This is a genomic window from Amycolatopsis sp. NBC_01488 (assembly GCF_036227105.1).
Lineage (GTDB): Bacteria > Actinomycetota > Actinomycetes > Mycobacteriales > Pseudonocardiaceae > Amycolatopsis.
The window spans coordinates 3,052,060-3,075,927 of sequence record NZ_CP109434.1; the positions used below are offsets into that span (position 1 = coordinate 3,052,060).

Annotated in this window: 21 protein-coding genes; 17 read left to right on the forward strand and 4 right to left on the reverse strand. The window is 71.7% G+C overall.

Annotated features, from left to right (window positions below):
* Positions 1-368: 368 nt before the first annotated feature.
* Entirely contained in the window at positions 369-1,577 is a 1,209-nt protein-coding gene (locus tag OG738_RS14810) for a L,D-transpeptidase (RefSeq protein WP_329054444.1), read from the reverse strand.
* 426 nt (positions 1,578-2,003) lie between these two features.
* Here OG738_RS14810 and OG738_RS14815 point away from each other — a divergent pair, with 426 nt between their 5' ends.
* The 4 genes from OG738_RS14815 (at position 2,004) to OG738_RS14830 (ending at position 5,576) form a co-directional block, all read left to right on the forward strand.
* Positions 2,004-2,825 carry a CPBP family intramembrane glutamic endopeptidase gene (locus tag OG738_RS14815; protein ID WP_329054445.1) on the forward strand — a complete coding sequence of 274 codons (822 nt, stop codon included), beginning with the start codon at positions 2,004-2,006 and terminating at the stop codon, positions 2,823-2,825.
* Positions 2,822-3,979 carry a sensor histidine kinase gene (locus OG738_RS14820; RefSeq protein ID WP_329054447.1) on the forward strand — a complete coding sequence of 386 codons (1,158 nt, stop codon included), beginning with the start codon at positions 2,822-2,824 and terminating at the stop codon, positions 3,977-3,979. The genes OG738_RS14815 and OG738_RS14820 overlap by 4 nt, the downstream gene beginning before the upstream one ends.
* Complete coding sequence (locus tag OG738_RS14825) at positions 3,976-4,620, forward strand: response regulator transcription factor (protein WP_329054448.1); 645 nt, start codon at positions 3,976-3,978, stop codon at positions 4,618-4,620. Before OG738_RS14820 ends, OG738_RS14825 begins: the two co-directional genes overlap by 4 nt.
* Positions 4,621-4,709: 89 nt before the next feature.
* Complete coding sequence (locus OG738_RS14830; RefSeq protein WP_329054449.1) at positions 4,710-5,576, forward strand: alpha/beta fold hydrolase; 867 nt, start codon at positions 4,710-4,712, stop codon at positions 5,574-5,576.
* Between the two features lie 14 nt (positions 5,577-5,590).
* On the opposite strand, the gene OG738_RS14835 is transcribed toward OG738_RS14830, so the two are convergent.
* Positions 5,591-5,755, reverse strand: a complete 165-nt coding sequence (locus tag OG738_RS14835) for a hypothetical protein (RefSeq protein ID WP_329054450.1) — start codon at positions 5,753-5,755, stop codon at positions 5,591-5,593.
* Between the two features lie 407 nt (positions 5,756-6,162).
* On the opposite strand from OG738_RS14835, the gene OG738_RS14840 reads away from it, so the two are divergent.
* Complete coding sequence (locus OG738_RS14840) at positions 6,163-6,417, forward strand: hypothetical protein (RefSeq protein ID WP_329054451.1); 255 nt, start codon at positions 6,163-6,165, stop codon at positions 6,415-6,417.
* Here the strand turns inward: OG738_RS14840 and OG738_RS14845 are convergent, their stop codons facing one another.
* Positions 6,418-8,607 (reverse strand): NB-ARC domain-containing protein, encoded by a 2,190-nt coding sequence (locus tag OG738_RS14845; protein ID WP_329054452.1) that lies wholly within the window; start codon positions 8,605-8,607, stop codon positions 6,418-6,420.
* Between the two features lie 369 nt (positions 8,608-8,976).
* Between OG738_RS14845 and OG738_RS14850 the strand changes: the two genes are divergently transcribed.
* The 12 genes from OG738_RS14850 to OG738_RS14905 all read left to right on the forward strand — a co-directional run bounded on the left by OG738_RS14850 (position 8,977) and on the right by OG738_RS14905 (position 23,167).
* Positions 8,977-9,957, forward strand: coding sequence for a hypothetical protein (locus OG738_RS14850; RefSeq protein ID WP_329054453.1), 981 nt, complete (start codon positions 8,977-8,979; stop codon positions 9,955-9,957).
* Between the two features lie 380 nt (positions 9,958-10,337).
* Positions 10,338-10,916: a TerD family protein gene (locus tag OG738_RS14855; RefSeq protein ID WP_329054454.1), complete on the forward strand. Its 579-nt coding sequence runs from the start codon at positions 10,338-10,340 to the stop codon at positions 10,914-10,916.
* A gap of 46 nt (positions 10,917-10,962) precedes the next feature.
* Complete coding sequence (locus OG738_RS14860) at positions 10,963-12,042, forward strand: DUF475 domain-containing protein (RefSeq protein WP_329054456.1); 1,080 nt, start codon at positions 10,963-10,965, stop codon at positions 12,040-12,042.
* Positions 12,043-12,065: 23 nt separating this feature from the next.
* Positions 12,066-12,641, forward strand: coding sequence for a TerD family protein (locus tag OG738_RS14865; protein ID WP_329054457.1), 576 nt, complete (start codon positions 12,066-12,068; stop codon positions 12,639-12,641).
* Between the two features lie 23 nt (positions 12,642-12,664).
* Positions 12,665-13,879: a toxic anion resistance protein gene (locus tag OG738_RS14870; RefSeq protein ID WP_329054459.1), complete on the forward strand. Its 1,215-nt coding sequence runs from the start codon at positions 12,665-12,667 to the stop codon at positions 13,877-13,879.
* Positions 13,880-13,883: 4 nt separating this feature from the next.
* Positions 13,884-14,327: a hypothetical protein gene (locus tag OG738_RS14875; RefSeq protein ID WP_329054461.1), complete on the forward strand. Its 444-nt coding sequence runs from the start codon at positions 13,884-13,886 to the stop codon at positions 14,325-14,327.
* On the forward strand, positions 14,327-14,878 hold the full coding sequence (locus tag OG738_RS14880) for a TerD family protein (RefSeq protein ID WP_329054462.1): 552 nt from the start codon (positions 14,327-14,329) through the stop codon (positions 14,876-14,878). The genes OG738_RS14875 and OG738_RS14880 overlap by 1 nt, the downstream gene beginning before the upstream one ends.
* A complete protein-coding gene (locus tag OG738_RS14885; protein WP_329054464.1) occupies positions 14,875-15,906 on the forward strand; it encodes a hypothetical protein in 1,032 nt (343 codons plus the stop codon). The genes OG738_RS14880 and OG738_RS14885 overlap by 4 nt, the downstream gene beginning before the upstream one ends.
* Positions 15,903-18,581, forward strand: coding sequence for a tetratricopeptide repeat protein (locus OG738_RS14890; protein ID WP_329054466.1), 2,679 nt, complete (start codon positions 15,903-15,905; stop codon positions 18,579-18,581). Before OG738_RS14885 ends, OG738_RS14890 begins: the two co-directional genes overlap by 4 nt.
* 21 nt (positions 18,582-18,602) lie before the next feature.
* Positions 18,603-20,387, forward strand: a complete 1,785-nt coding sequence (locus tag OG738_RS14895) for a protein kinase domain-containing protein (protein WP_329054467.1) — start codon at positions 18,603-18,605, stop codon at positions 20,385-20,387.
* Positions 20,388-20,392: 5 nt separating this feature from the next.
* Positions 20,393-22,276: an ATP-binding cassette domain-containing protein gene (locus OG738_RS14900; RefSeq protein ID WP_329054468.1), complete on the forward strand. Its 1,884-nt coding sequence runs from the start codon at positions 20,393-20,395 to the stop codon at positions 22,274-22,276.
* Between the two features lie 36 nt (positions 22,277-22,312).
* The gene (locus OG738_RS14905; RefSeq protein ID WP_329054469.1) at positions 22,313-23,167 is read left to right on the forward strand and encodes an ion transporter; all 855 of its coding nucleotides are present in this window, start codon (positions 22,313-22,315) and stop codon (positions 23,165-23,167) included.
* Here the strand turns inward: OG738_RS14905 and OG738_RS14910 are convergent.
* On the reverse strand, positions 23,156-23,845 hold the full coding sequence (locus tag OG738_RS14910; protein ID WP_329054470.1) for a TioE family transcriptional regulator: 690 nt from the start codon (positions 23,843-23,845) through the stop codon (positions 23,156-23,158). The genes OG738_RS14905 and OG738_RS14910 overlap by 12 nt on opposite strands.
* Positions 23,846-23,868 lie beyond the last annotated feature (23 nt).

The following is a 23,868-nucleotide window of genomic DNA, read 5'->3' on the forward strand; positions in this document are numbered from 1 at the left end:
AGTGGACCCTCGACGGCACCGGAGCCGTCTACGGTCCCGATCCGTGGGCGCTGGACTGCATCAACGGCACCCAGGCCTGCGACGGGTACCGACCCGGACCGCCGGGTTCCCGACCTGCCGCCCGTCTGCCGTCTCGGTCGCGGCACCTGAGCGGTTGGCCCGTTCGATCGATTGTGATCGCGAACGCCACCGCGAGGTGGGTCATCGGCGCGCCCGCCTCGTCAGCGAGCGGGATGAGTTGCTCCACGGCGCCGATTCGGCGCTCGTCGCTGATGCTGGTGAGCATTTCGGCGCGGCGGAGGTCAGCTGCCGGTCCTTGCGGACGCGCCCGGTGAGCATCCCTTCCCGCCACCGTGCCGGGGCGGGACTCAGCCGTGCAGGGCGCTGCCGGCCTGCCAGGCGTTCCAGCTGATGGCCCAGTCGCCGTGGCCGTTGTTGATGGCCAGTTGCGGGCCGCCCGAGTTGGTGATTTCGACGACGTCGCCGACGTTGAAGGTGTCGAAGAACCACTTGGCGTTCTCGGTGTTCATGTTGAGGCAGCCGTTGGAGACGTTGTCGCGGCCCTGCACGCCGACCGTCTTCAGGTTCTCGTGCAGGTATTCGCCGTCGTTGGAGATCCGGACGTCCCAGTTCTCCGGTGCCTTGTAGTAGCCGGGGTCGCCCTCGCACACGCCGTAGCTGCAGGAGTCCATGATCGTGTGGTCGACCTTCGACAGCACGGTGTGCGTGCCGTTGAAGGTCGGCGTCGGGCCCCGTGGCGGGGTGTCGACGGTCTTGCCCATGCTGATCGGCGCGGTCTTCACCAGCTGCCCGTTGTGGAACGCGTTGATCTGGTGCGTCTTGCCGTCGGCCTTGGCGATCCAGGAGTCGTGCACCTTGTAGGTGGCCGAGACGTCCTGGCCGCCGTACACGCCGCCCCCGATCGGCATGCCGAAGGTCGTGGTCTCGAGCTTCACGGTCGAGCCGGCCTTCCAGTAGTCCTTGGGCCGGAAGTGCACTTCGCGCTTGTTCACCCAGTACCAGCCGCCGTCCTGGGCGGGCGAGGACGTCACCTTGAAGGACTTCTCCACCGTGGCTTTGTCGGTGATGTCGTGGTCGAACTTCAGCCCGATGATCAGCCCGACGCCGAAATCACCCGACGCCGGCTGGAAGAGCGCCGGAGTGGCGACCCCGGCCGGCTTGAGCGTGTGCACTTCCCCGCGCTGCTCGCTCGCCGCACCCGCCTGGTTCACCGCGGTCGCGACCACCTGGTACGTGGCCGCGTACCGCAGGTGATCGGTGCTGGTCCACGTCGTCTTGTCCGGCGAGAGATCGCCCTTGACGGTGTTGCCGGTCTGCGGGTTCGTGACCGTGACCGCCTGCAACGTGCCCCCCGACGCCTTGACGACGATCGGGTCCTTCGGGCTCAGCTGGTCCCCGCCCTCGAACGCCACCGTCGCGGCCGGCGCCCCGGGCACTGTCGCCGTCCCGGCCGCTCCGGCTGCTCCGACCGCTTGCGCGACCCCCACGGTGTCGGTCTGTCCACTACACGCAGCCAGCAGTAAGGCCACCAGGCCGAGGCCGCCGATACGGATCACTCTCACGACCCATCAGACGTCCCATCCCCCGCGAAGTTGTGTCACGATCCGATCTCTGGAGGACATGTTGCCGCCCGTCTCGTCGCTCGTCGGGGGCATGAGCGTCTGCGGCGGCGAAGTCAACTCCGCCGAGAGGTCGGGCGCTGAGGCCCCCTCTCGCTCATCTGCCCCAGACCGACGTTGGCGCGCTCGCCGCCCTGCCGCGGGACGACGTCCGGTGCTCTATGCCGCCTCGCTGGGCCCACCTCGGTGAACCGGCAGCCGCGATGCCCACTTCCCGGCGGGGGCGCGGCACTCGCCGACCGCTTGTCCCCCTGGCGAGCTACTCGCAACTGTCCACCGCACGGTGACGTTTCCCGCCCGCGAAATCCCTAGCGTCTTCCTGGCCGCGGTACCTCCGCCGCGGGTTCTCGCCAAGGAGTCGTCGTGCGATTGTTCTTGCAGCTCGTGACCGTGGCCGCAGTGGCCCTCGCCGGCAGCCTGGCCGTTGGTGCCGTGCAGTGGAACGCCCCGCTCACCCTGGTCCTCGGGCTCGGCACCGCGGCACTGGCCGTGCTCGCCTACCGGTGGATCGTCCGGAAGACCGAAGACCGCGTCCCGGTGGAGATCACGAAGAACCGCGCCGCTCTCGGCCGGGGGCTCCTCATCGGGGTCGGGTTGTTCGCCTGCGTCATCGGAGTCATCGCCCTCTTCGGCGGCTACGACGTGCTCGGCTGGGGTTCCGTCGGCGGCGCCGTCGCGCTGTTCGGGTTCAGCGCGGCCGCCGCCGTCACCGAAGAGCTGATCTTCCGGGGAATCCTCTTCCGGATCGTCGAAGGACGCATCGGCACCTGGCTCGCGCTGACGCTGACCGCGCTGCTCTTCGGCCTTTCGCACCTCTTCAACGCCCACGCCACCCTCTGGGGCGCCCTCGCCATCGCCGTCGAGGCCGGGGGCATGCTCGCCGCCGCCTACGCCGCCACCCGGAACCTCTGGGTGCCGATCGGGCTGCACTTCGGGTGGAACTTCGCCGAGGGCGGGCTCTTCGGCACCGACGTCTCGGGCACCAACGCCCCCGAAGGCCTGCTGCACGGCGTCATGTCGGGCCCGGCCGCGCTCAGCGGTGGCGAGTTCGGGCCGGAGGCGAGCGTCTTCTCGGTGCTGGCCGGCGTCGTCGTGACGATCGTGTTCATGGGGCTGGCCCGGCGCCGCGGCCACGTCGTGCCTCGCCGGGGACGGGCCGCCGCGACCGCTACTGTCCTCCCGTGATCGACGTCTGGCGGCGACTCGACGTCACGGTCCGGGACCTCGCGTTCGCGTTGCTGCTCGCCGGCCTGGCGCTGATCCCGGCGCTGGGCGGCTACGGCACCCAGGTCGGCGACCTGCCGACGCGGCCCATGGACGGCCTCACCTTCGCGGTGGTCGCGCTCGAGTGCCTGCCGCTGGCCGTGCGGCGGCGGTGGCCCGCCGGCTGCCTCGCGCTCGTGTCGCTCGGGTTCGCCGTGGACCAGCTCGCGGGCTACCACACGGTGGCCGGCACGGCGTTGCCGATCGCGCTGCTGAGCGCGGCGGCGCACCTCGAAGGCTCCCGGTGGACGACGGTGGCAGTGGCGTCCGCGGCGTACGTCCCGCTGGCCGTCGCGCTCGCCCGGAAGGGGTCGACCGAGGGCGTGACCGGCTTCGTCACGTTCTACCTGGCGCTGGGCCTCGCGTGGGGGATCGGCGCCTGGCTGCGGCAGTCCCGCGCCGCCGAGGCGGAACACCGGCGGCACGTCGCCGAGACCACTCGCACCGCCGAACGCACCCGCATCGCGCGCGAGCTCCACGACGTCGTGACGCACCACGTGACGGCGATGGTCGTGCAGACCGAGGCGGCGCGCTACCTGACCGCCGCGCCGGAGCGGCTCGACCGGACGCTGACCGCGATCACCGACACCGGCCGGCTGGCCATTTCGGACCTCCGGCAGTTGCTCGACCTGCTCAACCCCGGCCACGGCGCCGAACCGCCCACCGTCGGTTCGCTGCGGAGCCTGGTCGAGCAGACGCGGCGGGCCGGTCAGCCGGTCGAGTTCACCGAGTCGGGTGACCAGGCGACGGGCCCCGCCGACGCCATGGCCTACCGCGTCGTGCAGGAAGCGCTGACGAACGCGCTCAAGCACGCGCACAGCAGCCGCACCGACGTCCGCGTGCGGCACGACGAGAAGGAGATCCTCGTGGCGGTAACGACTTCCGGGCCGCCGAAACTGTCGGTGCCGTCCGGTAGCGTGGAAAACGGGGGCGCCCCCGCGGGCCCGGTGGCGCTCGGCGGAAGCGGGCGCGGCCTGGCGGGGCTCCGCGAACGCGTCAGCGCGCTCGGCGGCGAGTTCTCCGCGGGCGGCGGTGACGGCGGCGGGTTCGCCGTCCGGGCTCGGATCCCGCGGTGATCCGGGTTCTCGTCTGCGACGACCAGGCGCTGATCCGCACCGGGTTCGCGACGATCATCGACGCCCAGCCCGACCTCGAAGTGGTCGGCGAGTGCGCGGACGGGCGCACCGCGGTCGAGCTCGCCGGGTCGTTGCGGCCCGACGTCGTGGTGATGGACGTCCGGATGCCGGTCCTCGACGGCATCGAGGCGACGCGCCTGCTGGCCGGCGCCGGGGTGGCGCAGCCGGTCAAGGTGCTGGTCGTGACGACGTTCAACCTCGACGAGTACGTGTACGAGGCGTTGCGCGCGGGCGCCAGCGGATTCCTCCTCAAGGACGCGCCACCGGCCCAGCTGCTGCACGGCATCCGCACGGTCGCGACCGGCGCCGCGCTGCTCGACCCGGAGGTGACGCGCCGCCTGGTCGGCAAGTACGCGGCCCGGATCCGCCCGGCCGCGTCCGGCGAAGTCGCTTTGGCACCAAGGGAACTCGAGGTGCTGCGGCTGATCGCGAGCGGACTGTCCAACAGCGAGATCGCCGGGACGCTGGTGATCAGCCAGGAGACCGTCAAGACGTACGTGTCACGCATCCTGACGAAGCTGGACCTGCGCGACCGTGTGCAGGCGGTGGTGTACGCGTATCGGACCGGGCTCGTGAGTTGACCAGCGGAGCCTGCTCCACCCTGCGAGACGCCGGAAACTGTCGGTGCCCCGGTTTACGCTTCCCCCGAGTCCGGAACAGGGGAGGAACCATGGCCACCACGTACACACTGGAAACGCCGGAAGCCGACGTCGTCTACGACGTGCACGGGCCCGCGCCCGCCGACAGTCCGAGGCCTCCGCTGCTCATGGTCGGGCAGCCCATGGACGCCGGCGGGTTCAGCACCTTGGCGTCGTACTTCCCCGACCGGACCGTCGTCACCTACGACCCGCGGGGGCTCGGGCGCAGCGTTCGCAAGGACGGCCGGGAAGACCACGTGCCCGCCACCCAGGCGGGGGACATCCACGGCGTCATCCAGGCGCTCGGCGCCGGCGCGGTCGAGGTGTTCGGCAGCAGCGGGGGCGCCGTCACCGCGCTCGCGCTCGTCACCGCCTATCCCGATGACGTCCGGACCCTCGTCGCGCACGAGCCGCCGCTCGTCGGGGTGCTGCCCGACGCCGCCGCGGCCGAGCGGGCCGGGCAGGCCGTCCGGGACGCCTACCAGGCGCGCGGCTTCAGCGCCGGCATGGCGGCCTTCATCACGATGACCTCGTGGAAGGGCGAATTCACCGACGACTACTTCGCCCTGCCCGCGGCGGACCCGGCCCAGTTCGGCATGCCGCCCGAAGACGACGGCCGCCGCGACGACCCGTTGCTGACCGACCGCTCCCTGGCGGTGACCAGCTACCGACTCGACGTCGAGGCGCTGCACGCGGCGCCGACCCGGATCGTGATCGCGGTGGGCGAGGAATCCGCGGACGTGATGACCGGACGCACGGCACTCGCGACCGCCGAGCGCCTCGGCCAAGAGCCGACGGTCTTCCCCAGCCACCACGGCGGTTTCCTGGGCGGTGAGTTCGGCTACGCCGGCCAACCCGAAGCCTTCGCGCGGAAGCTCCGGGAGGTCCTCGAAGGCTGACGTCACGGCGGTGGTCAGTGCTCGACGGGCTCGCTGGTGGACGTGGACACCGCCGGGCCCTGGCTCGGCGTGCCCGCCGGCGTCGTGGGGCCCGCCAGCGACAGGCCGGCCACCAGGGCCACCGCGACGAGGAAAAGCGCGGTGCGGACGAGCGCGGAAAAAGAACAGACGACCATCATGGCAGGCTCCTCGCGAAAGGGGGATTTCAACGATCCGCGGAATTCGGGACTGCACTGATGGTGCGCGCCTGGACGTTGGCGCGACAAGGCGTTTCCGGTTGCCTGAAACGGCGTGTCCCGGAAACGGTCATGGTGACTTCGGTGCTCAGTGGGTGGTCATGACGGCGTCCTCGCAACGGTTTCTGCTTCTCAGAGCTTGATCGCCACCTCCGGCGGCTTCGCTACCGGCTCGCGCCGAGTGTCGTGTTTCTGACCGGTTTCCCGGCGGGGAGAATCCCACCGCCCGGCGGTCCGGTGCCTGCCGGACGCGTCAGAAGCCGGACAATGCGCGTGCTTCCCGCAACGCGTTTCGCGGGCTCGGCGACTGGTGGGCAGAAATGCCGAATTCGCCACGCAGAGGAGCGATCATGAGTGCAGAACCGCAGTCACCGGCCGGCCCGGGCGCCGAAGTCCGTCCCTACAGCGAAGGCCGCCGCGTCGGCTACGGCCTGCTGTGGACGGCGTGGACCGTCGTCCTGGCCATCGGCGGATTCTTCCAGCTGGGACACGGCTCGGTCGCCGGCGGCCTGCTCTGCCTGGCCCTGTCCGCGCTGGCCGGACGCTACGCCTGGCGGATCTGGACCTGGCAGGCGAAACGGCTCATCTTCTTCATCGTCTACTGATCACTCGAGCCGCTGCCGGTGTTCGGCCTCGCCCAGCACCGCGGGCGCCAGCGTGACCCGGTACGCGTCCGCCTCCGCCCACCAGCGAACGGCCGTCCCGCGGTCGTCGCGGGCGGCTGCCGTGTTGCCGAGGCCCGTCAACGCGCGTGCGCGCTCGTACTCGCTGCCCGCGTCGTCCGCCAGCTCGGCCGCGCGGCGGTAGCAGCTCTCGGCGTCGGCCCACTGCCCGGCGCGGAACCGCACCCACGCCTCGCAGTTGGCCGACATCGCCCGGTCGACCGGTAGCTGAGCCAGCTCGGCGGCCTCACGTGCGCGCGACAGCGCTTCGGGAAACCGTTCCAGCGCCGTCGAAGCGAGCGCGATGCCGCGCAGCGCGATGACCACGTTGCGGGTCCGGCCGGTCCGGCGGTAGACGTCCAGCACCGTCGTCAAATCGGTCACCGCCGTTTCGGCCTCGCCGCGGTACAGGCGCGCCCACGCCAGGCTCGACAGCGCGTCGATCGCGCCGCGATCGTCGCGGGCCTGCGCGAAGCACTCCTGCGCCTCCTGGTGGAACCGGACGGCCTCGTCGACGCGACCCGACTCGACGTGCGCCATGCCCAGGTTGTTGAGGATCATCCCGGTCGCGCTCGGGTCGCCGGCCGCCCGGGCAGCCTCGAGCGCGCACTCGTGCGTCCGGATCCACGGCTCGAACAGCTTCTCCCGGAAGAAGTACGCGCGGAGCACGAACGCGAGCTGCCAGCATCGCTCATTGAGGCCGTGCCGGAACGCGGCGTCGACGATCTCGGCCAGCATCGGCCACTGCGCGGCGAGCCAGGCGAGTGCGCCGTCCGCGTCGGCGAACGGCACCGCGGGCGCCGCCGCGATACCGGTGGCCGGGCGGAACCGGTAGGGCTCCGCGAGTTCGTCGGCCGCGAGCGTCGTCATGAGCGCGTGGTCGACCAGCCGGCTCATGGCGACTTCGCGATCGTCCGGCTCGACGTCGGGCAGCGCGTGCGTCGCGGCGAACATCCGCATCAGGTCGTGGAACTCGACGTACCCCCGCTCGTCGCGGACGACCAGGTGGGCGTCGTGCAGCCGGTCCACCAGCCGGTCGGCTTCGCCGGGTCCGAGGCCCGCGAGCGCTTCGACGGCGGCGATCTCCGCGGCCGTCGCGGGGTGGAGGGCGAGCAGGCCGAGCAGCCGCCGCTGGTCGCGGGGCAGGGATTCGTAGGAGACGGCGAACGCCGTGGCGACGCTTCGCTCGCCGTCGTCGAGCATGCCGAGCCGGGTGGTTTCGTCGGCGAGCCGGTCGCGCAGCTTCGCCGCCGTCCAGCCGCCGGCGACGAACCGGGCGGCCACGATGCGCACCGCGAGCGGAAGCCGTCCGCAGTGCCGGACGATCTCGGTCGTCACGTCTTCGTCGTCCGGTGCGTGCTCGCCCGCGACGGACCGCAGCAGCCGCACGGCTTCCGCGAGCGGCAGCACGTCGACCGGGAAGTGCCAGGCGTCGTCGAGCGCGGGGAGCCGGCCGCGGCTGGTCACCAGGATCCGGGACGACGTCTCGCCCGGGACGATCGCCCGGATCTGCTCGGCGGAGCGCACGTTGTCCAGCACGAGGATCATCCGCCGGCCGCGCAGCTGGTCGCGGACCAGGTTGGCCAGACCGTCCTCGTCGGCGGGCAGCTGGTCGGCCGAGACGTCGAGCAGCCGCAGCAGCCGGCCCAGTGCCTCGGCGGGCGAAAGCTCCGTCGCGCCGGGCGTGTGGCCGCGCAGGTCGAAGAAGAGGCAGCCGTCCGGGAAGGCCCGCTCGACGCGGCGGGCCGCGGCGACGGCCAGCGCCGTCTTGCCCGCGCCCGCCATTCCGTGCACCACGCCGACCCGGGCGTCGTCCGGGTCCAGCAGCAGCGCGGAAAGCGCGGCCAGCTCGGTTTCCCGGCCGACGAAGTAGCGGCCGCCGTCCGGCAGTCCGACGATGCCGCCGGCGCTGCGGCGCGCGGGCAATCCCGCTTCCGCGACGAGCGCGAGCAGTTCTCCCTTGGCGTCGAGCACGCGGTCGCAGGCCTTGGCCAGGTCCCGGTTCACCCGGGCCTTGCCGTTCTCCACCTTGCTCAGATAGCCCTTGGTGAAATGGACGGCCGCCGCGAGTCCGGTCAGTGACATGCCGACCGACGTCCGCCGACGTTTCAATTCCGCTCCAAAGTCCTGCATCGGTCAATCATCCTGTATTCGGCGATCGGGGGGAAGGACGGCCGGCGGCCCGGGCCCGCCGGCCTGCTCCTGGTCAGCCCAGCAGGGTGACCAGCTGGTCGAGCACGATGATGAGGTGCGTGTGCATCGCGTTCACCTTTCCGGATCGAATTGCTTCGGTTCGCCGAGGAATTTCGGCGATCCCAGCTTCACCCGGTGAATTCGGTGCTAAAAGACGTTTCCCGTTGCCACTCGAGAGGAAACGGTGCTGACCAGTTGGACCTGCGCGGTTTCCCGCTTCCGGAAACCGCCGGGAAACGGGTGAGGGCTTCGGGCGGGAGGCGCACCATGAGTACACTTCCCCGCAGGCGACAAGACGGAGGTGGCGGCTTGGCTCAGGAGGCAGCCGAGGCGAAGATCAACGCGCTGTCAGCGGAGCTGAAAATGCTTCGCAAAGGCCTGGGCGTCCAAGCGAAGAACCTGCCTGGTCTCGTCGGCGAAGAACTGCGCGAGGTGTGCGGGGTCCACGAGGACGACGGGCCGGGGACGGTCCGCGCGAAAGTGGTCGCCACGCTGCTGGCCTTGATCGAAAAATTGCCCGAACCGCAGCGGAGAACGGCGCGGATCGTGCTGGGCTTCGGCGCCGGCGCGAACGAGCGCTACACCGCGCGCCTCGAACTGCTGGGCACCGGCGCCGACCGCAACATCCGCACGATGCAACGCCGTGCCGACGACGTCGTCTACCTCATCGCCGAGGCCGCGTACGGGACGCCGGCGGCGTTCGGGAGCCCGGCGGCGATCAGCCAGGGCCCGTGGCACACGTCGGCGCTGGCGGTCCGGCTGACGCTCACCGGCGGCGCCGCCGAGGTCTTCGAAACGCGGCGGATCGTCAGCCACGTCGCCGGGCTCGCGGAAATCGAGCACAGCGTCTCCCTCGCGCGGCCCGCCAGCACCACCGGCCGACCGGACCTTTCCGGGCTCGGCATCGACGTCGTCGCGGGCGGCGAGGTGCATTCCGTGCGGCTGGTTTCGTCGACCCGGGTGGCGTTCCGCCTGCGGCCACCGCAGGCACTCGACGCCGGTGACCAGCACGAATTCTTCTTCCGCATCCGGCTGGAGGAAATGCCGGCGCCGTACTACTGCTGCACGCCGGAATTCCCGTGCGAGACTTTCGACCTCAATGTCCGCTTCGATCGAGCGGACCCGCCGCAGCGGATCTGGCGCATCGACGGCGACCTCTCCAAGGACGCGGGCGATCCGCTGCCCGCGCGCAAGCCGCTCTTCCTCGACAACGCGGGCGAGGTGCACACCGGTTTCCGCGACCTCCAGCCCGCGCGGTCCTACGGCGTGGGCTGGCAGCCGGCCCCCTGACCGGCCGTGCGGGGTGCGCGCCATCCTTCTCCTCGCGTGAGCGGCTTCTTCCAGCGTGCCCTATCCGGGCACGGAAAGCCGCGTCGAATCCGCGACAAAAACGCGACACTCCCGCCCGGCCGTCCGGCGATGACCGGATGACGCCGTTTCCCGGTCTCCTCTCACACATTCGGAATTGGTGACGATCCGGTCAAGCGCCGGACCGCCGGTAACGGGCCGGGCGGATCCGCCGACTGGGGGTGGTGTCCACCGTCGATCGGTGGCACCCGGAAAGTGAAAGCACCTTCGGGGTGTAACGGGAACCATTCTTCTGCCGACCTCGGCGGGCGCCGCGAATTCCCGCGGAGCCGCGCCGAATTCTCGGCGACCGAGGAGGAAAAATGGGCGTCAGCCTGAGCAAGGGTGGCAACGTTTCGCTGACCAAGGAGGCGCCGGGGCTGAGCGCGGTCACCGTCGGCCTCGGCTGGGACGAGCGGACCACGAGCGGCGAGGAGTTCGACCTCGACGCGAGCGCGATCGCGCTGGGCGCGGACGGCAACGCCCTGTCCGACAAGCACTTCGTCTTCTTCAACAACCTGGCCACGCCGGACGGCGCGGTGCGGCACACCGGCGACAACCTCACCGGCGGCGGCGACGGCGACGACGAGCAGATCACCGTCGACCTCGCGAACCTGCCGGCCGAGATCGAGAAGATCGTGTTCCCGGTCTCCATCTACGAGGCCGAATCCCGCGGCCAGGCCTTCGGGCAGGTGCGCAACGCCTTCATCCGCGTCGTGAACCAGGCGGACAGCGCCGAACTGGCCCGGTACGACCTCTCCGAAGACGCGTCCACCGAGACCGCGATGGTCTTCGGCGAGCTCTACCGCAACGGCGGCGACTGGAAGTTCCGGGCCGTCGGCCAGGGCTACACCTCGGGCCTGGCCGGAATCGCCAAGGACTACGGGATCAACGCCGCCTGACCGGACGGCGGCCGCCGAACGGGATTCACACGGAAACGGGAGTGGAATGGTGCTGAAGACCTTCGGCGGCGCGTTCGCGATCACGGCGGCCGGCCTCCTGCTGGCGTTCTGGTACGGCGGGACGCTCGGCCTGGCCGTCGTCGCCGTGCTCGCCGTGCTCGAGATCTCCCTTTCCTTCGACAACGCGGTCGTGAACGCCGGCGTGCTCGGGCGGATGAACCGGAAGTGGCAGCGGCTGTTCCTGACCGCCGGCATCCTGGTCGCGGTCGTCGGGATGCGGCTGCTGTTCCCGGTCGTGGTGGTCTGCCTGACCGCGAAGCTGTCGCCGGCCGAGGCCTACCACCTCGCCATGGCCGGCGGCGGCGTCCACAGCCCCGGCACGTACGCCTTCGTCCTGCACGAGGCGCACCCGGCCATCGCGGCCTTCGGCGGTGTCTTCCTCCTGATGCTCTTCCTGAACTACATCTTCGAAGAGCGTGAGCTCACCTGGCTGTCGTGGCTGGAGCGCCCGCTCGCACGGATCGGCCGCCTCAAGCAGATTTCGGTGGTCGTGGCGGCCGGCGCGCTCCTGTTGGCTGCGGATTTCCTGGCCCCGGCCGGAAAACCGGCCAGCGTCCTCGTTTCCGGCGCGCTCGGCCTCATCGCGTACCTGCTCGTGAGCGGGCTGAGCGAGCTGTTCGAACCGGACGGCGAACGCGGAGCGCGGCCGGTGGCCGTCGCCGGCAAGGCGGCCTTCATGGTGTTCCTCTACCTCGAGGTGATGGACGCGAGCTTCAGCTTCGACGGCGTCATCGGGGCGTTCGCCATCACGTCCGACCCGGTCGTCATCGCGCTGGGCCTGGGCGTCGGCGCCGCTTACATCCGCGCCCTGACGGTGTTCCTCGTCCGCAACGGCACGCTCAACGAATACGCCTACCTCGAACACGGCGCGCAGTGGGCGATCGGGGCGCTCGCCGTGCTCCTGCTCTGCACCATCCGCTACGAGGTGCCGGAGATCGTCACGGGCCTGGTCGGCGTCGGGTTCATCGGCACCGCGCTGCTGTCGTCGGTGGTCCGCAACCGCCGGCTGTCGCGGGCCCGCCCGGCCGCCGACCTCGGCACGTCCCGGCTCACCTCGGCCCACTGACCCACCGAAGAAAGGACACGAAGATGACTGTGACACTGAGCAAGGGCGAGCGCGTCTCGCTGACCAAGGCGGACGGCCACACGCTCACGCGGGTCCGGATGGGCCTCGGCTGGGACGCGATGCGCAAGCGCGGCCTGTTCGGCAGCCGGGCGCAGACCATCGACCTCGACGCGTCCGCGCTGCTGTTCGACGCCGGCGACCGGCTCGTCGACCAGGTCTGGTTCAAGCAGCTGAACAGCACCGACGGCTCGGTCCGCCACACCGGCGACAACCTCACCGGCGAAGGCGAGGGCGACGACGAGTCGATCCGCGTCGACCTCGGCCGGGTCCCCGCCAAGGTCACCACGATCGTCTTCACCGTCAACTCCTTCACCGGCCAGGACTTCTCCCAGATCGAGAACGCGTACTGCCGGCTCGTCGACGAGACGAACGAGGGCGAGATCGCCCGCTACGACCTCTCGGGGTCCGGCCGCCACACCGCCCAGATCATGGCGAAGCTGACCCGCGAACCCGGCGGCTGGGCGATGACCGCGATCGGCGCGGCGGCCACCGGCCGGACGTTCCGCGACCTGCTGCCCGCCGTGTCCCGGCACCTCTGACCCCGGACCCAGGAGGCGTTCCGATGTCGGATCTCGAGCTCGGCGGGCCACCGCCGGCCGCGGCGCAGGCGGCCGGGAGCGGGCTGTACCTCGCGCCGCCGGCCCCGGTCCGCCTCGTCGAGCAGCAGGAGGCGGCCGGCGCGGTGCCGATGGATCCCGCGAAACGCGCGGAGCTGCGGCAGAAGGCCCGCGCGTTCGTCGCCGAGCTGGCCGAACTGGACTTCCACTCGCCGGTCTACGCCCAGAAGATCCAGGGCATCACGTCGATGGGCGACCGGGACATGCGGGCGGCGGCGGGGATGTCGAACCGGATGCTCGACCGGCCCGCCGCCAAGCTGCCCGGCAAGGGCGGGCACCGCGACGACGCGCAGACCCGCGTGTCCGCAACGCTCATCGATCTGCGTTCGACGATCACCGAGCTCGACCCGAACCGGGCCGACCTCAAGGGCGTGCGCAGGCTGCTGAAGTTCCTGCCCGGCGGCGACCGCGTCGACCGGTACTTCGCCAAGTACCGGACCGCGCAGTCGCACATCGACGCCATCATCCGGTCGCTCGACTCCGGCCAGGACGAGCTCCGCAAGGACAACGCGAGCATCGACACGGAGAAGGCCAACCTCTGGGCCACGATGGGCAAGCTCACCGAGTACAACGAGCTCGCCGGTGCGCTCGACGCCGAGATCGAGCGGAAGGTCTCGGACCTCCAGGCGCTCGGCCGCACCGAGGAAGCCGACACGCTCAAGTCGGACGCGCTGTTCGGCGTCCGGCAGCGGCGGCAGGACATCCTGACCCAGATGGCGGTCGCCGTGCAGGGGTACCTGGCGCTCGACCTGGTGCGCCGCAACAACATCGAGCTCATCAAGGGTGTCGACCGGGCGCAGACGACCACCATTTCGGCGTTGCGCACCGCGGTCATCGTCTCGCAGGCGCTGGCCCGGCAGAAGCTCGTCCTGCAGCAGGTCACCGCCCTCAACGCGACGACGTCGGACCTGATCGAGGCGACCTCCCGGCAGCTCCAGCAGCAGGGCGCCGAGATCAACCGACAGGCGGCGTCGTCGACGATCGAGATCGGCAAGCTGCAGGCGGCGTTCGACAACGTCTTCGCGACCATGGACGCGCTCGACACGTTCCGGGCCCAGGCGACGGACTCGATGGCGGACACCGTGGCCGCGCTGCAGGGCCAGCTCGACCGCGCCAAGCCGTACCTCGAGCGCAGCCGTCGGCACGAGGGCGCGGGGTGAGCCGATGGCCTGGCTGCGCAGGGAAACCGCGCTTTTCCCGCTGTCCGCCGAGGCGCCTCCGGACGACACTCCGGAGGCGCTGCGGGACGGGCTCGCGGCGCTGATCCGGTCCGTCAACGCGCGGTCGGGCCGGCTGCCGCCGTCCGCCGTGGTGACCGCGCGGGAGATCACCGACGTGCTGGCCGAGCTCCTCGACGTCGGGCGGACGCCGGACATCCACACGCGCGTGGCGGTCGCCGGGATCGTCACCGACCACCTGCCGACGACCCTGGACGCGTTCCTCCGCGTGGGCGACAGCGCGAGCGGATCCTTGCTCGGCCAGCTCGAGTCCCTGCTCGACGAGGTGATCTCGCTGCACGAAGCCGAACACGGCCGGGCCGCGGACGCCCTGCGCACGCAGGAGTCGTTCCTCCGCGCCAAGTTCTCGAACTCCGACCTGGACCTGTGATGGCTGATCTCAGACGCGGCTCGAACGTCGAGCTGACCCGCGAAATCCCGGACCTGCCCGGCATCGTCCTCGGCGTCCGGTGGGAAGCGGGCCCGGAACCGGCCCTGGCCGACAGCCTGGTGCTGGCCGCGATCCTCTGCGACTCCGCGCGCCGGGCACTTTCGGCCGGGCACTTCGTGTTCTTCAACCAGCTGACCGAGCCGAGCCGGTCGGTGGCCGTGACCGGAGACGACGTCGAGCAGGTCGAGGTCGTGTTCGGCGCGGTGCCGGACGAAGTTTCGCGGATCATCGCGGTGCTGTACGTCAACGAAGGCAACGGCCTGCGCCGCGGCCTCGGCCGGCTCCGGACGCTGACCGTGCGCGGGCTCGACCCGCGGGACGACCGGGAGCTGGTCCGCTCGGAGAACCTCGCGCCCGCGCTCGACGGCGAGACCGCGCTGGCGCTGGGCGAGGTCTACCGGCACCACGGGGGCTGGAAGTTCAAGGTGCTCGGCGACGGCTACCGGGCGGGGATCGCGGCGCTCGCCGAGGACTACGGGGTCCTGCGATGACCCTCGACTTCACGACGCCCAGCGAGCCGGGCCCGCGCGGCGATCTGGTGTTCCTCCGGCGGCGGCGCAGGGCGGCCGCGCCGGTGGCCGGTAGTGCCTTGCCGGACCGTGAGGGCGGAGCGCCGGGTGCCTCGCTGGACCTCGACGGCGGAGCGTCGGTGCCGGTGGTCGCGCCGGTGGATTTGGCCGCTCGACCTGCGGTGCTCGGCGGTGTTTCGCTGGATGTCGACGGCGAACCGGCTGTACCGGTGGTCGCGCCGGTGGATCTGGCTGCTCGGCCCGTGGCGCTCGGCGGTGTTTCGCTGGATCTGGACGGCGAACCGGCGGTACCGGTGGTCGCGCCCGTGGACTTGGCGGCTCGGCCCGTGGCGTTCGGCAGCGTTTCGCTGGATCTCGGCGGCGAACCGGCGGCACCGGTCCGCACGTCGCTCGATCTCGCCGCCCCGCCGCCGGTGCCGGACACCTGGCCCGCGCCACCGGCTCGCCGCTCCGGACGGCCGGTGGTGCGGCTCGCCGCCGGGCGACGGCTGCAGCTCGGGCCGAAGGCACCGGCGATCACCCTCGACCGCCTGCAGAGCGCGATCGGGCTGCTGACCGTCGAAGCCGTGAGCGGGGCCGCGGCACTCGGGTGCGCCTACGAGCTGACCGACGGCCGGTCCGCCTACCTCGGCTCCGGGACGACCGCGTCCCGCACCCCGTTCCTCGCGGTGCGCCGACGGTCCGTGTCGGCCGACCTGCGGCAGGTCCGGCAGCTCGTGCGGCTGGTCGTGATCGCGGTGTTCCCGCCGGCCGAACCGTCGCCCGGGCTGCTCGTGGTGTCCACATGGGACGGTGGCAGGCTCGAACTCCCGACCGGGGGGTCCGGCCGCGTGACGGTGCCGCTCTCGGTCCACAACGTCGGCGGAGAGCTGGTCCTCCGTGCGGAAGCGGGGGAAGCGCTCACCTCACCGCGCGCCGCCGTCGAGGCGTTCGGCTTCCACCGGATCAGCTGGCTGGACGACTTCACGTGCGCAGGAGGTGTGGCGTGACCGCGCCCTATGACATCTTCCTCAGCTTCACCTGGGCGGACACCGTCGAGGTGACCGCGCTCCAGGACGCCCTCGAAAAAGCCGGGTTGCGGGTCTTCCGGGACAAGGACATCCACCGGTTCGAGGGCATCACGGAACGGCTCGACGCCGCCCTCGCCGAGTCGAAGGTGCTGCTCGCCTACTATTCGCGCCGGTTCCCGACCCGGTACGCCTGCCAATGGGAACTGACGTCGGCCTTCCTCGCGGCGCAGCGCCACGGCGATCCCCGGCGGCGGGTGCTCGTGGTCAACCCCGAGTCCGACGGCAACCACATCGCCCCGGTCGAGCTGGAGGACGCCGCCTACGCCGCCCGACCGAAGAACGACCGGGAACGCACGCTCGTCGTCGACCGGATCGCCGAGCTGGTCCGGGCCGCGGCCGCCCCGCTGGGCGCGGTGCGCAGCACGGCACCGGTGCTGCCCCGGCTGCTGCGGCCCCGGCGGTTCGTCGGCCGGTACCGGCAGCTCTGGGCGATCCACAGCGCGCTGCACGCCCGCGAGCTGCCGGCCACGACGCCACGGACGTCGGCGGCGCTCGCCGTCGTGCGCGGGTTCGCCGGGCTCGGGAAGACCAGCCTGGCCGAGCAGTACGCGTTCCTCTTCCGGGACGCCTTCCCCGGCGGGGTGCGGTGGCTGGGCCTGTTCGGCCAGGACGACCCCGTCGGCGCGCTCGCACGATTCCACGAGCACGTCCGCGCGATCGCGGCGGACCTCGGTGCCGACGTCGGCGACCTGCCGCCGGAGCAGGTCCGCGACGTGGTCGCGCGGCGCATCGAAGCCGCCCGGGAACCGCAGCTGTGGATCATCGACGACGTCCCGTCGGAGCTGCAGGCCGAGGTGCTCGACCAGCTCGTCATGCCGACGTCGTTCGTCCGCACGGTGCTCACCACGAGGTCCGGCAACCCGGACTGGCCCGCTCCGGTCGTCGACCTGACCGGCTTGTCCGAAGACGAAGGATCCGTGCTGTACACGGAAATCGCCGGCTCGGACGACCCCGGGGAGCTCGCGGCCGTGCGGCGGTTGGTCGAACGCTGCGGCGGCCACCCGATCGTCTTGACGAGCGTGGTCACCGCGTACCGCGACCGCCGGGGCGCGACCGGCTTCGCCGAAGCTCTCGGTTCCGTGCCGGAAACCCCGGTGGCCGCCCTGCGCCAGGCGGTCGGCGCGTGCGGGCCGACCGCGCGGCGGATCCTGCGGATCGCCGCGGCCATCTCCCGGGCACCCGTGCCACCGGAACTGGTCGAGCGAGTCCTGCCCGGGGAGCCGATCGCCGACGCGGTGGCCGAGCTCGCCCGGCGCGCGTTGCTGACGCACCTCGGCGGCGAGTGGGACGTCCACGCCCTGGTCCGCGACGCCGCGGGCCTCGACGACGACCTCACCCGCAAGGCCGCGTCGGCCGTGCTGGAGCCGGCGGGCGGCACCGGGCACCGCCACCAGCACGCCGCGGCGCTCGCCGCGCACGACTGCGTACCCGCCGGCCAGCGGACCCGCTTGCTGCGGATCGGCCTCGACTGGTTCCGCGGACAGGGCGACGTCGTCGCCGCGAGGGCGGCCGCGAAGCGGATCCTGACCGTGGACGCCGGCCCGGCCGACCGCGTGGCCGCGGCGGCGGCACTGGTCGACGCCGGCGACTTCGAGACGGCCGTCGAGGTCTGCCGCCCGCTTCTGGACTCCGGAGACGCGTTCCGCGCCCGGCTCACCTGCGCCCGCGCGCTCGACCAGCTGGGCCGGTTCGCGGAAGCCGACCCGATCTGGCCGGAACCGCCGCCGGACGGGGAAAACGCCGACGCGCGCGTGTTCATGGCTGTCGCCAAGCGGATGCGCGGACGCTTCCGGGAAGCGCTCGACCTCCTCGACGCCGCCGACCCGAACCCGTGGGCCCGGATCGAGCTGGCGCGGCTGAAGCTCGTCTTCGGCGACGTCAAGGAGGCGCGGACGATCACCGAAGCGATCCTCCGTGAGCACGACACGCCGGACCACGAGCGGCACCCGGTGCGACTGGAGGCGATCGGCGTCCACGCCGAAGCCGAGATGTCGCTGGAGCTCACCGAATTCAAGGCGCGCGACCAGAACTTCGACACGCTGGAGGCGCACCTGCGCTCCGTTCGCGACGAGCTGACCGGGCTGCTGGGCCCGGAAAGCCCGCTGACCCTGGTCGCCGGCGTCCGGTGCGCGCGCACGTCGGTCACGCGCGGCCGTCCGAAACGAGCGCTGCGGGAGTTCGCGGAGCTGGCACCGCTGGTGGACCGGGTCTTCGGCGATCGCCACCCGCTGCACCACTGGATGAGCTATTCGGCCGCGCAGGCGCACGCCCAGCTCAAGCAGTACGCAACGGGCGCCGGCATCCTGCGATCGCTGCTGGAGCGGCAGCGGGAATCGATCGGGCCGCACCACCCGGACACCATGATGACCCAGCTCGACCTCGGCATCTCGCTCATGCTCACCGGCGACAAGACCGCGGCGGTCCCGCTCGTCGCCGAAGCCGAACGCCGCATCGGGCAGTCCCTCGGCTGGCGGTCCGAACTCCGCAACCGCGCCGGGGTCACGCGGTTGCTGATGAACCTGCCGGTGCTCGTCTGGCAGCTCTTTCCCCACCTCGACACCCTCTTCGGGAAGAAAAGTCCCGAAGAAGACTGAACCGTTCTGGAGGTCTTCGACATGGAAAAGGCGTTGGGCAGCCGGTACCGGCTGGGCGACCAGCTGGGCACCGGCGCGATGGGGCGGGTCTTCGCCGGCTCCGACGAGCAGGGGAAGGCCTACGCCTTCAAGGTGCTGCGGGACGAGCTCGTCGAGGACCCGGAGTTGGTGGCGCGGTTCCTGCAGGAGCGGTCCATCCTGGTCGGGCTGCGGCACCCGAACCTCGTCGGCGTGCACGACCTGGTCGTCGAGGGCGAGACCGTGGCGATCGTGATGGACCTGGTCGGCGGCGGCGACCTGCGGGCCCGGCTGACCGCGGAGAAGTCGTTGCTGCCGGCCGAAGTCGCCCGCATCGGGGCCGGGGTGGCAGCGGCGCTCGCGGCCGTGCACCAGGCCGGCGTCGTGCACCGGGACGTCAAGCCGGAGAACGTCCTGATGGACGGAACCGTGCCGCGCCTGACGGACTTCGGCATTTCGCGGCTCGCGACCGCCACCGATCTGGGCCGCCGGTCGCTGCTGGTCGGGACTCCGCAGTACCTCGCCCCGGAGCTCGGCAAGGGCCTCGAGGCGACACCCGCGTCGGACCTGTATTCGCTGGGCATCCTGCTGTACGAGCTGTGCTGCGGGGTGACGCCGTTCGCCGGCCAGTCGACGTTCGCCGTGATCCGGCTGCACGAAAGCGCGCTGCCGGGCCGGCCCGCCGGGGTCCCCGACCAGCTGTGGGACGTGCTGACCTGGCTGATGGCGAAACGGCCGGCGGACCGGCCCGAATCGGCCCAGCAGGTCGCGACCATCCTGGACGCGCTGGTGCTGGAACTGATGAAGGAGCCGCTCGTCCTGCCGCTCACCACGCCGCCGCCCCCGGTGCCCCTCAACGAAACCGGCCTGGGCACCCAAACCGTGTACGGCACCCCGGCGCCACCCCCGCGCCGTCCCGTGGCGACCACCTCGCCGAGCCTGCCTTCAGGAGTGAACGTGGCCCCTCCGAAACGCCGTCGCCGCGGCCGGGTCGTGTTGATCCTGGTCGTCGTCCTGGCCCTGCTGGCCGGTGGCTGGTTCGCCTTCCGGCCGTCGCAGACCACGGCATCGCCGGGTCCCACCACGGTCCCGACGACGTCGGCGCCCACGCCGGTGTCCACAAGCGACTCGCCGTCGGTGACGACCACGGCGAAACCGAGCGTGATGCCGAACGTCGTGGGCAAGAAGCTCGCGGCCGCGCAAGACGCGCTGCCGGGCATCCAGGTGACCACAGTGGACAAGATCGACGCGACGGCCGACGACGGCACGGTGATCGCGCAGGACCCGGCGGCCGGTGCGGCGATCGGCGCCACGGTGACGCTGACGGTGGCGCGCCAGGCCCAGCTGGTCTACCTCGACTCGGCCCAGCCCGCCAGTGGCAGCTGGGACGCCAACCAGAACGCCAACATCGCGGGCAAGAACTACCTGCACTCGCTCGGCGCCCAGGTGGCCTCCGATTCGCGCACGGAAGCGGTCGAATACAACGTCTCCAAGGGCTTCCGCCGGTTCACCGCGACCGCCGGTATCGACGACAACGCGGGCGATTCGTCGTTGAAGATGCAGCTCGAAATCTTCGCCGACGGCCGGGAGATCTTCAACAAGCCGGTGGCCTACGGCACGCCGACACCGATCGACCTGGACGTGAGTGGCGTGCTGCGGCTGCGGTTCCAGTACGAAGGCGTATCGGGCAACAGCGAATGCTGCGCCCGGAGCTACCTCGTGCTCGGGACCGCGGAACTGCTGGGCCTGCCCGGCGAAGTTCCGACGTCGACGACCACGACGAGCTGACCGACGTGTGGATCGGCAACCGGGTCCGGATCACCATCGGCCGGGCCTCCGACAACGACATCGTGCTGGGCGACCTGCAGGTCTCCCGGCGCCACGCCCGGCTGGAACGCGTCGGCGGGGCGTGGCGGCTGACCGACCTCGGCAGCCGGAACCCGACGCTGGTCAACGGCGTCCCGGTCGCCGGGCGCTCGCCGATCGCCGACGGCGACCGGATCACCGTCGGAGCCACCGATCTCCGCGTCGACGGCGACCACCTCGTCGCGACCGGCGGCGAGCGGACCCGGCTGGTGGCCGACGACGTCGGGTTCGCCGTCGGGGGCCGGTCGCTGCTGTCGGGCGTCTCGCTCGACCTGCGGCCCGGGCAGCTGGTCGCGGTCGTCGGGCCGTCGGGCGCGGGCAAGTCGACGCTGCTCAAGGTGCTCTCCGGCGAGGTCGCGCCGACCAGCGGGCGCATCACCTACGACGGCTACGACATGCGCCGGCAGCGGTCGGCGGTGGCGCGGCGCGTCGGGGTCGTGCCACAGGACGACGTCGTCCACACGCGACTGACCGCCCACAGCGCCCTGTCCTACGCGGCGAAACTGCGGTTGCCCGACGACACCGGTGCGCCGGCCCGCCGGCAGCGGGTGGCCGAGACACTCGCCGAAGTCGAGCTGACCGAGCACGCGCGCACGCCCATCCACCGGCTGTCCGGCGGGCAGCGCAAGCGGGTGTCGATCGCGCTCGAGCTGCTGACCGCGCCGTCGCTGCTGATGCTGGACGAGCCGACCTCCGGCCTGGACCCGGCGCTCGACAAGCAGATCATGGGCCGGCTGCGCGAACTCGCGGACGCCGGCCGGACGGTCGTGGTGGTGACGCACAACGTCACCCACCTCGACGGCTGCGACCTCGTGCTGCTGCTGGCGCCGGGCGGGGTTCCGGTGTTCAGCGGGCGGCCCGCGGAGCTGCGGGCGCGGTTCGGCACCGCCGACTGGGCCGACATCTTCCACCGCGTGGTCGCGGGCACCGCACCGCCGCACCAGCCCGCGCCCGTGGCTTCGGCGCCACCGCCGGAGGTTTCCGCCGCGCCGCCGCCGGTGCACGCCGGGCTGGGGCACCAGGTCGGCACGCTGGCCGCCCGGCACCTGCGGCTCATCTTCGCCGATCCCGGGTACGCGCTGTTCCTGCTGCTCGTCCCGGTGGTCCTGGCCGTGCTCGCGCTGGCCGTGCCCGGCCACGAAGGGCTGCGGCGATCAGTGCCCGAGCACCCGACGGAGGCCGCGCAGATGCTCGTGCTGGTCTTCGTCGGGGCGGCGTTCATGGGCGCGGCGGCGTCCGCGCGGGAAGCCGTCGCCGAACGCGCGATCTTCCTGCGAGAACGGGCCGTCGGCCTGCGGCCCGGCGCGTACGCGCTCGCGAAGGCCGTCGTCTTCACGCTGGTCGCGGCCGTGCAGTCGGCGGTGCTCGTCGGCGTCGTCACGACGGTCAAGCCGGGGCCGGTCGACGCCGTCCTGCTGTCCCGGCCGGTCGCCGAGCTGGCGGTCGCGGTCTGGCTGACCGCGCTCGCGTCGTGCCTGCTGAGCCTGCTCGGTTCGGCGCTGGTGCGCTCGCTCGAACAGACGACGCCGGTGCTGGTCGTGACGGTGATGGCCCAGCTCGTGCTGTGCGGCGGGATGATCCCGGTGGCCGGGCGGCCGGTACTGGCCCAGCTGGCGTGGCTCGCGCCCGCGCGGTGGGGTTATGCCGCCGGGGCAGCCACAGTGGATCTCCCGCAGCTGGGGACCCCGGACCGGCTGTGGACCCACGACTGGCCGTGGTGGCTGGGCTCGGCCGGCGCGTTGCTGCTCACGGCCGCCGCCTGCACGGCGCTGTTCGCGGTCCGGACGAGGAGGCTGCGCCCGGAGCGGTGAAGCGGCTGATCAGCACGCTGCGTGCCATCATCGGGCATGGCCACCCTTCGCGACGCCCGCGAGCCGGAGCTCAACAGCGGGATCCTGCCCGGGAACGTGCGGGCCGACGACTGGATCATGCTCATCCTCGCCGCCGGTTCGGTCGGGTTGCTGGGGTTCATGGTGCTCAGCCCGCCCGCTCGGGACGTCGGGCTCGTGATCTTCTTCATCGACTGCGGGATCTGCGGGATCTTCCTGCTCGAGTTCCTGTGGCGGTGGCGGAAGCGCCGGTGGGCGCGGAAGTTCCTGGTGCGCAACTGGTACGAGCTGTTCGCGATGATCCCCGTCGCGCATCCCGCGATGGTCGCGCACAAGTTCGTCACCGTCGTCCTGCTGCTGGTCCGGATCGGGCGGGCCGCGGACCGGGCCGTCGGGGAGCAGTTCACCTACCGGCTCGTCGACAGGCTGTCCGAGCCGATCGTCAAGGCGATCAAGAAGCCGATCACCATCGCGGTGCTCGACGAGGTCGTCAAGGTGCTGGAAACCGGCAACTACCCGGAAAACCTGGCCAAGTCGCTCGGCGCGAGCAAGGACGAGCTGCGCACGATCATCGCCGAGAAGATCGCCGAGGACCCGCAGCTCGGAAAGCTCAAGCGGCTGCCGTTCCACGACGAGATCGTGCGGACGGTCGTCGACACGTCGTTCCGCGTGCTGCTCGAAGTCCTCGTCGACCCGCGGATCGACGACTTCTTCTCCGCCGTCGTGCGCGACAACCGCGAGCAGATCCGGCTGGCCGTCCAGCTCGGGCTCAACGAGGTCGACGACGACGACAAGGAGACGGCCCTGCGCGTGCGGACCCAGCACTCGGCCGCCCTCGAGTACGACCGGCTGCACCCGAAGTCACGGCTGTGAGGCGAGGTACGCGCTGAGCAGGCCGGCCGCGCCGAGCATGGCCAAGCCCCGCGCGGTGAGCCGTTCCTGCCAGGTCTCCAGTGCGTCGGCCAGGGATTCGGTGCCGCCGGCCGTGCGGACCTGGCCGACCACCGTCGCGATGTGCTCCAGCGGGTAGCCGCCGCGCCTGAGCAGGTGGGTCAGCTCGGCGTCGCGGATGTCGGCCGGCCGGAAGACCCGGTAGCCGGTCGCGGGGTTGCGCGCCGGGACGAGGATGCCGGCACGCTCCCACGCCCGGATGGTGGCCGCCGTGACGTCGAGGCGGTGGGCCAGCTCGCCGATCGACCAGTCGGCCCCGGCCGGCCGAGGGGCCGCCTCGGCGGTCAGGTGGCCGATGGCCTTGCGCACCGCGTCGAGGGTTTCGCGGTCGCGCAGCAGCTGCAGGTGCCCGCGGTCGACGAGCGTCAAGGCGCGGTCGAGGTCACCGGAGTGGACGGCGTGCATGATCCCGCCCGCCGTCGCGTGCCCGTACGCCGTGACCAGCGCGAGGAACGCCCGCAGCGCCGCCGCGTGGGCAGGCGTGTAAACCCGGTAGCCGCTCGGCGTGCGGGCGGCCGTCGGGAGGAAGCCGTCCTGCTCGTAGTTGCGGACCGCCTGCGTGGAGATGCCGTGCTCGCGGGCGAGGTCAGCAGGTCTCAACCGAGTGTTCAAGGATACGATTC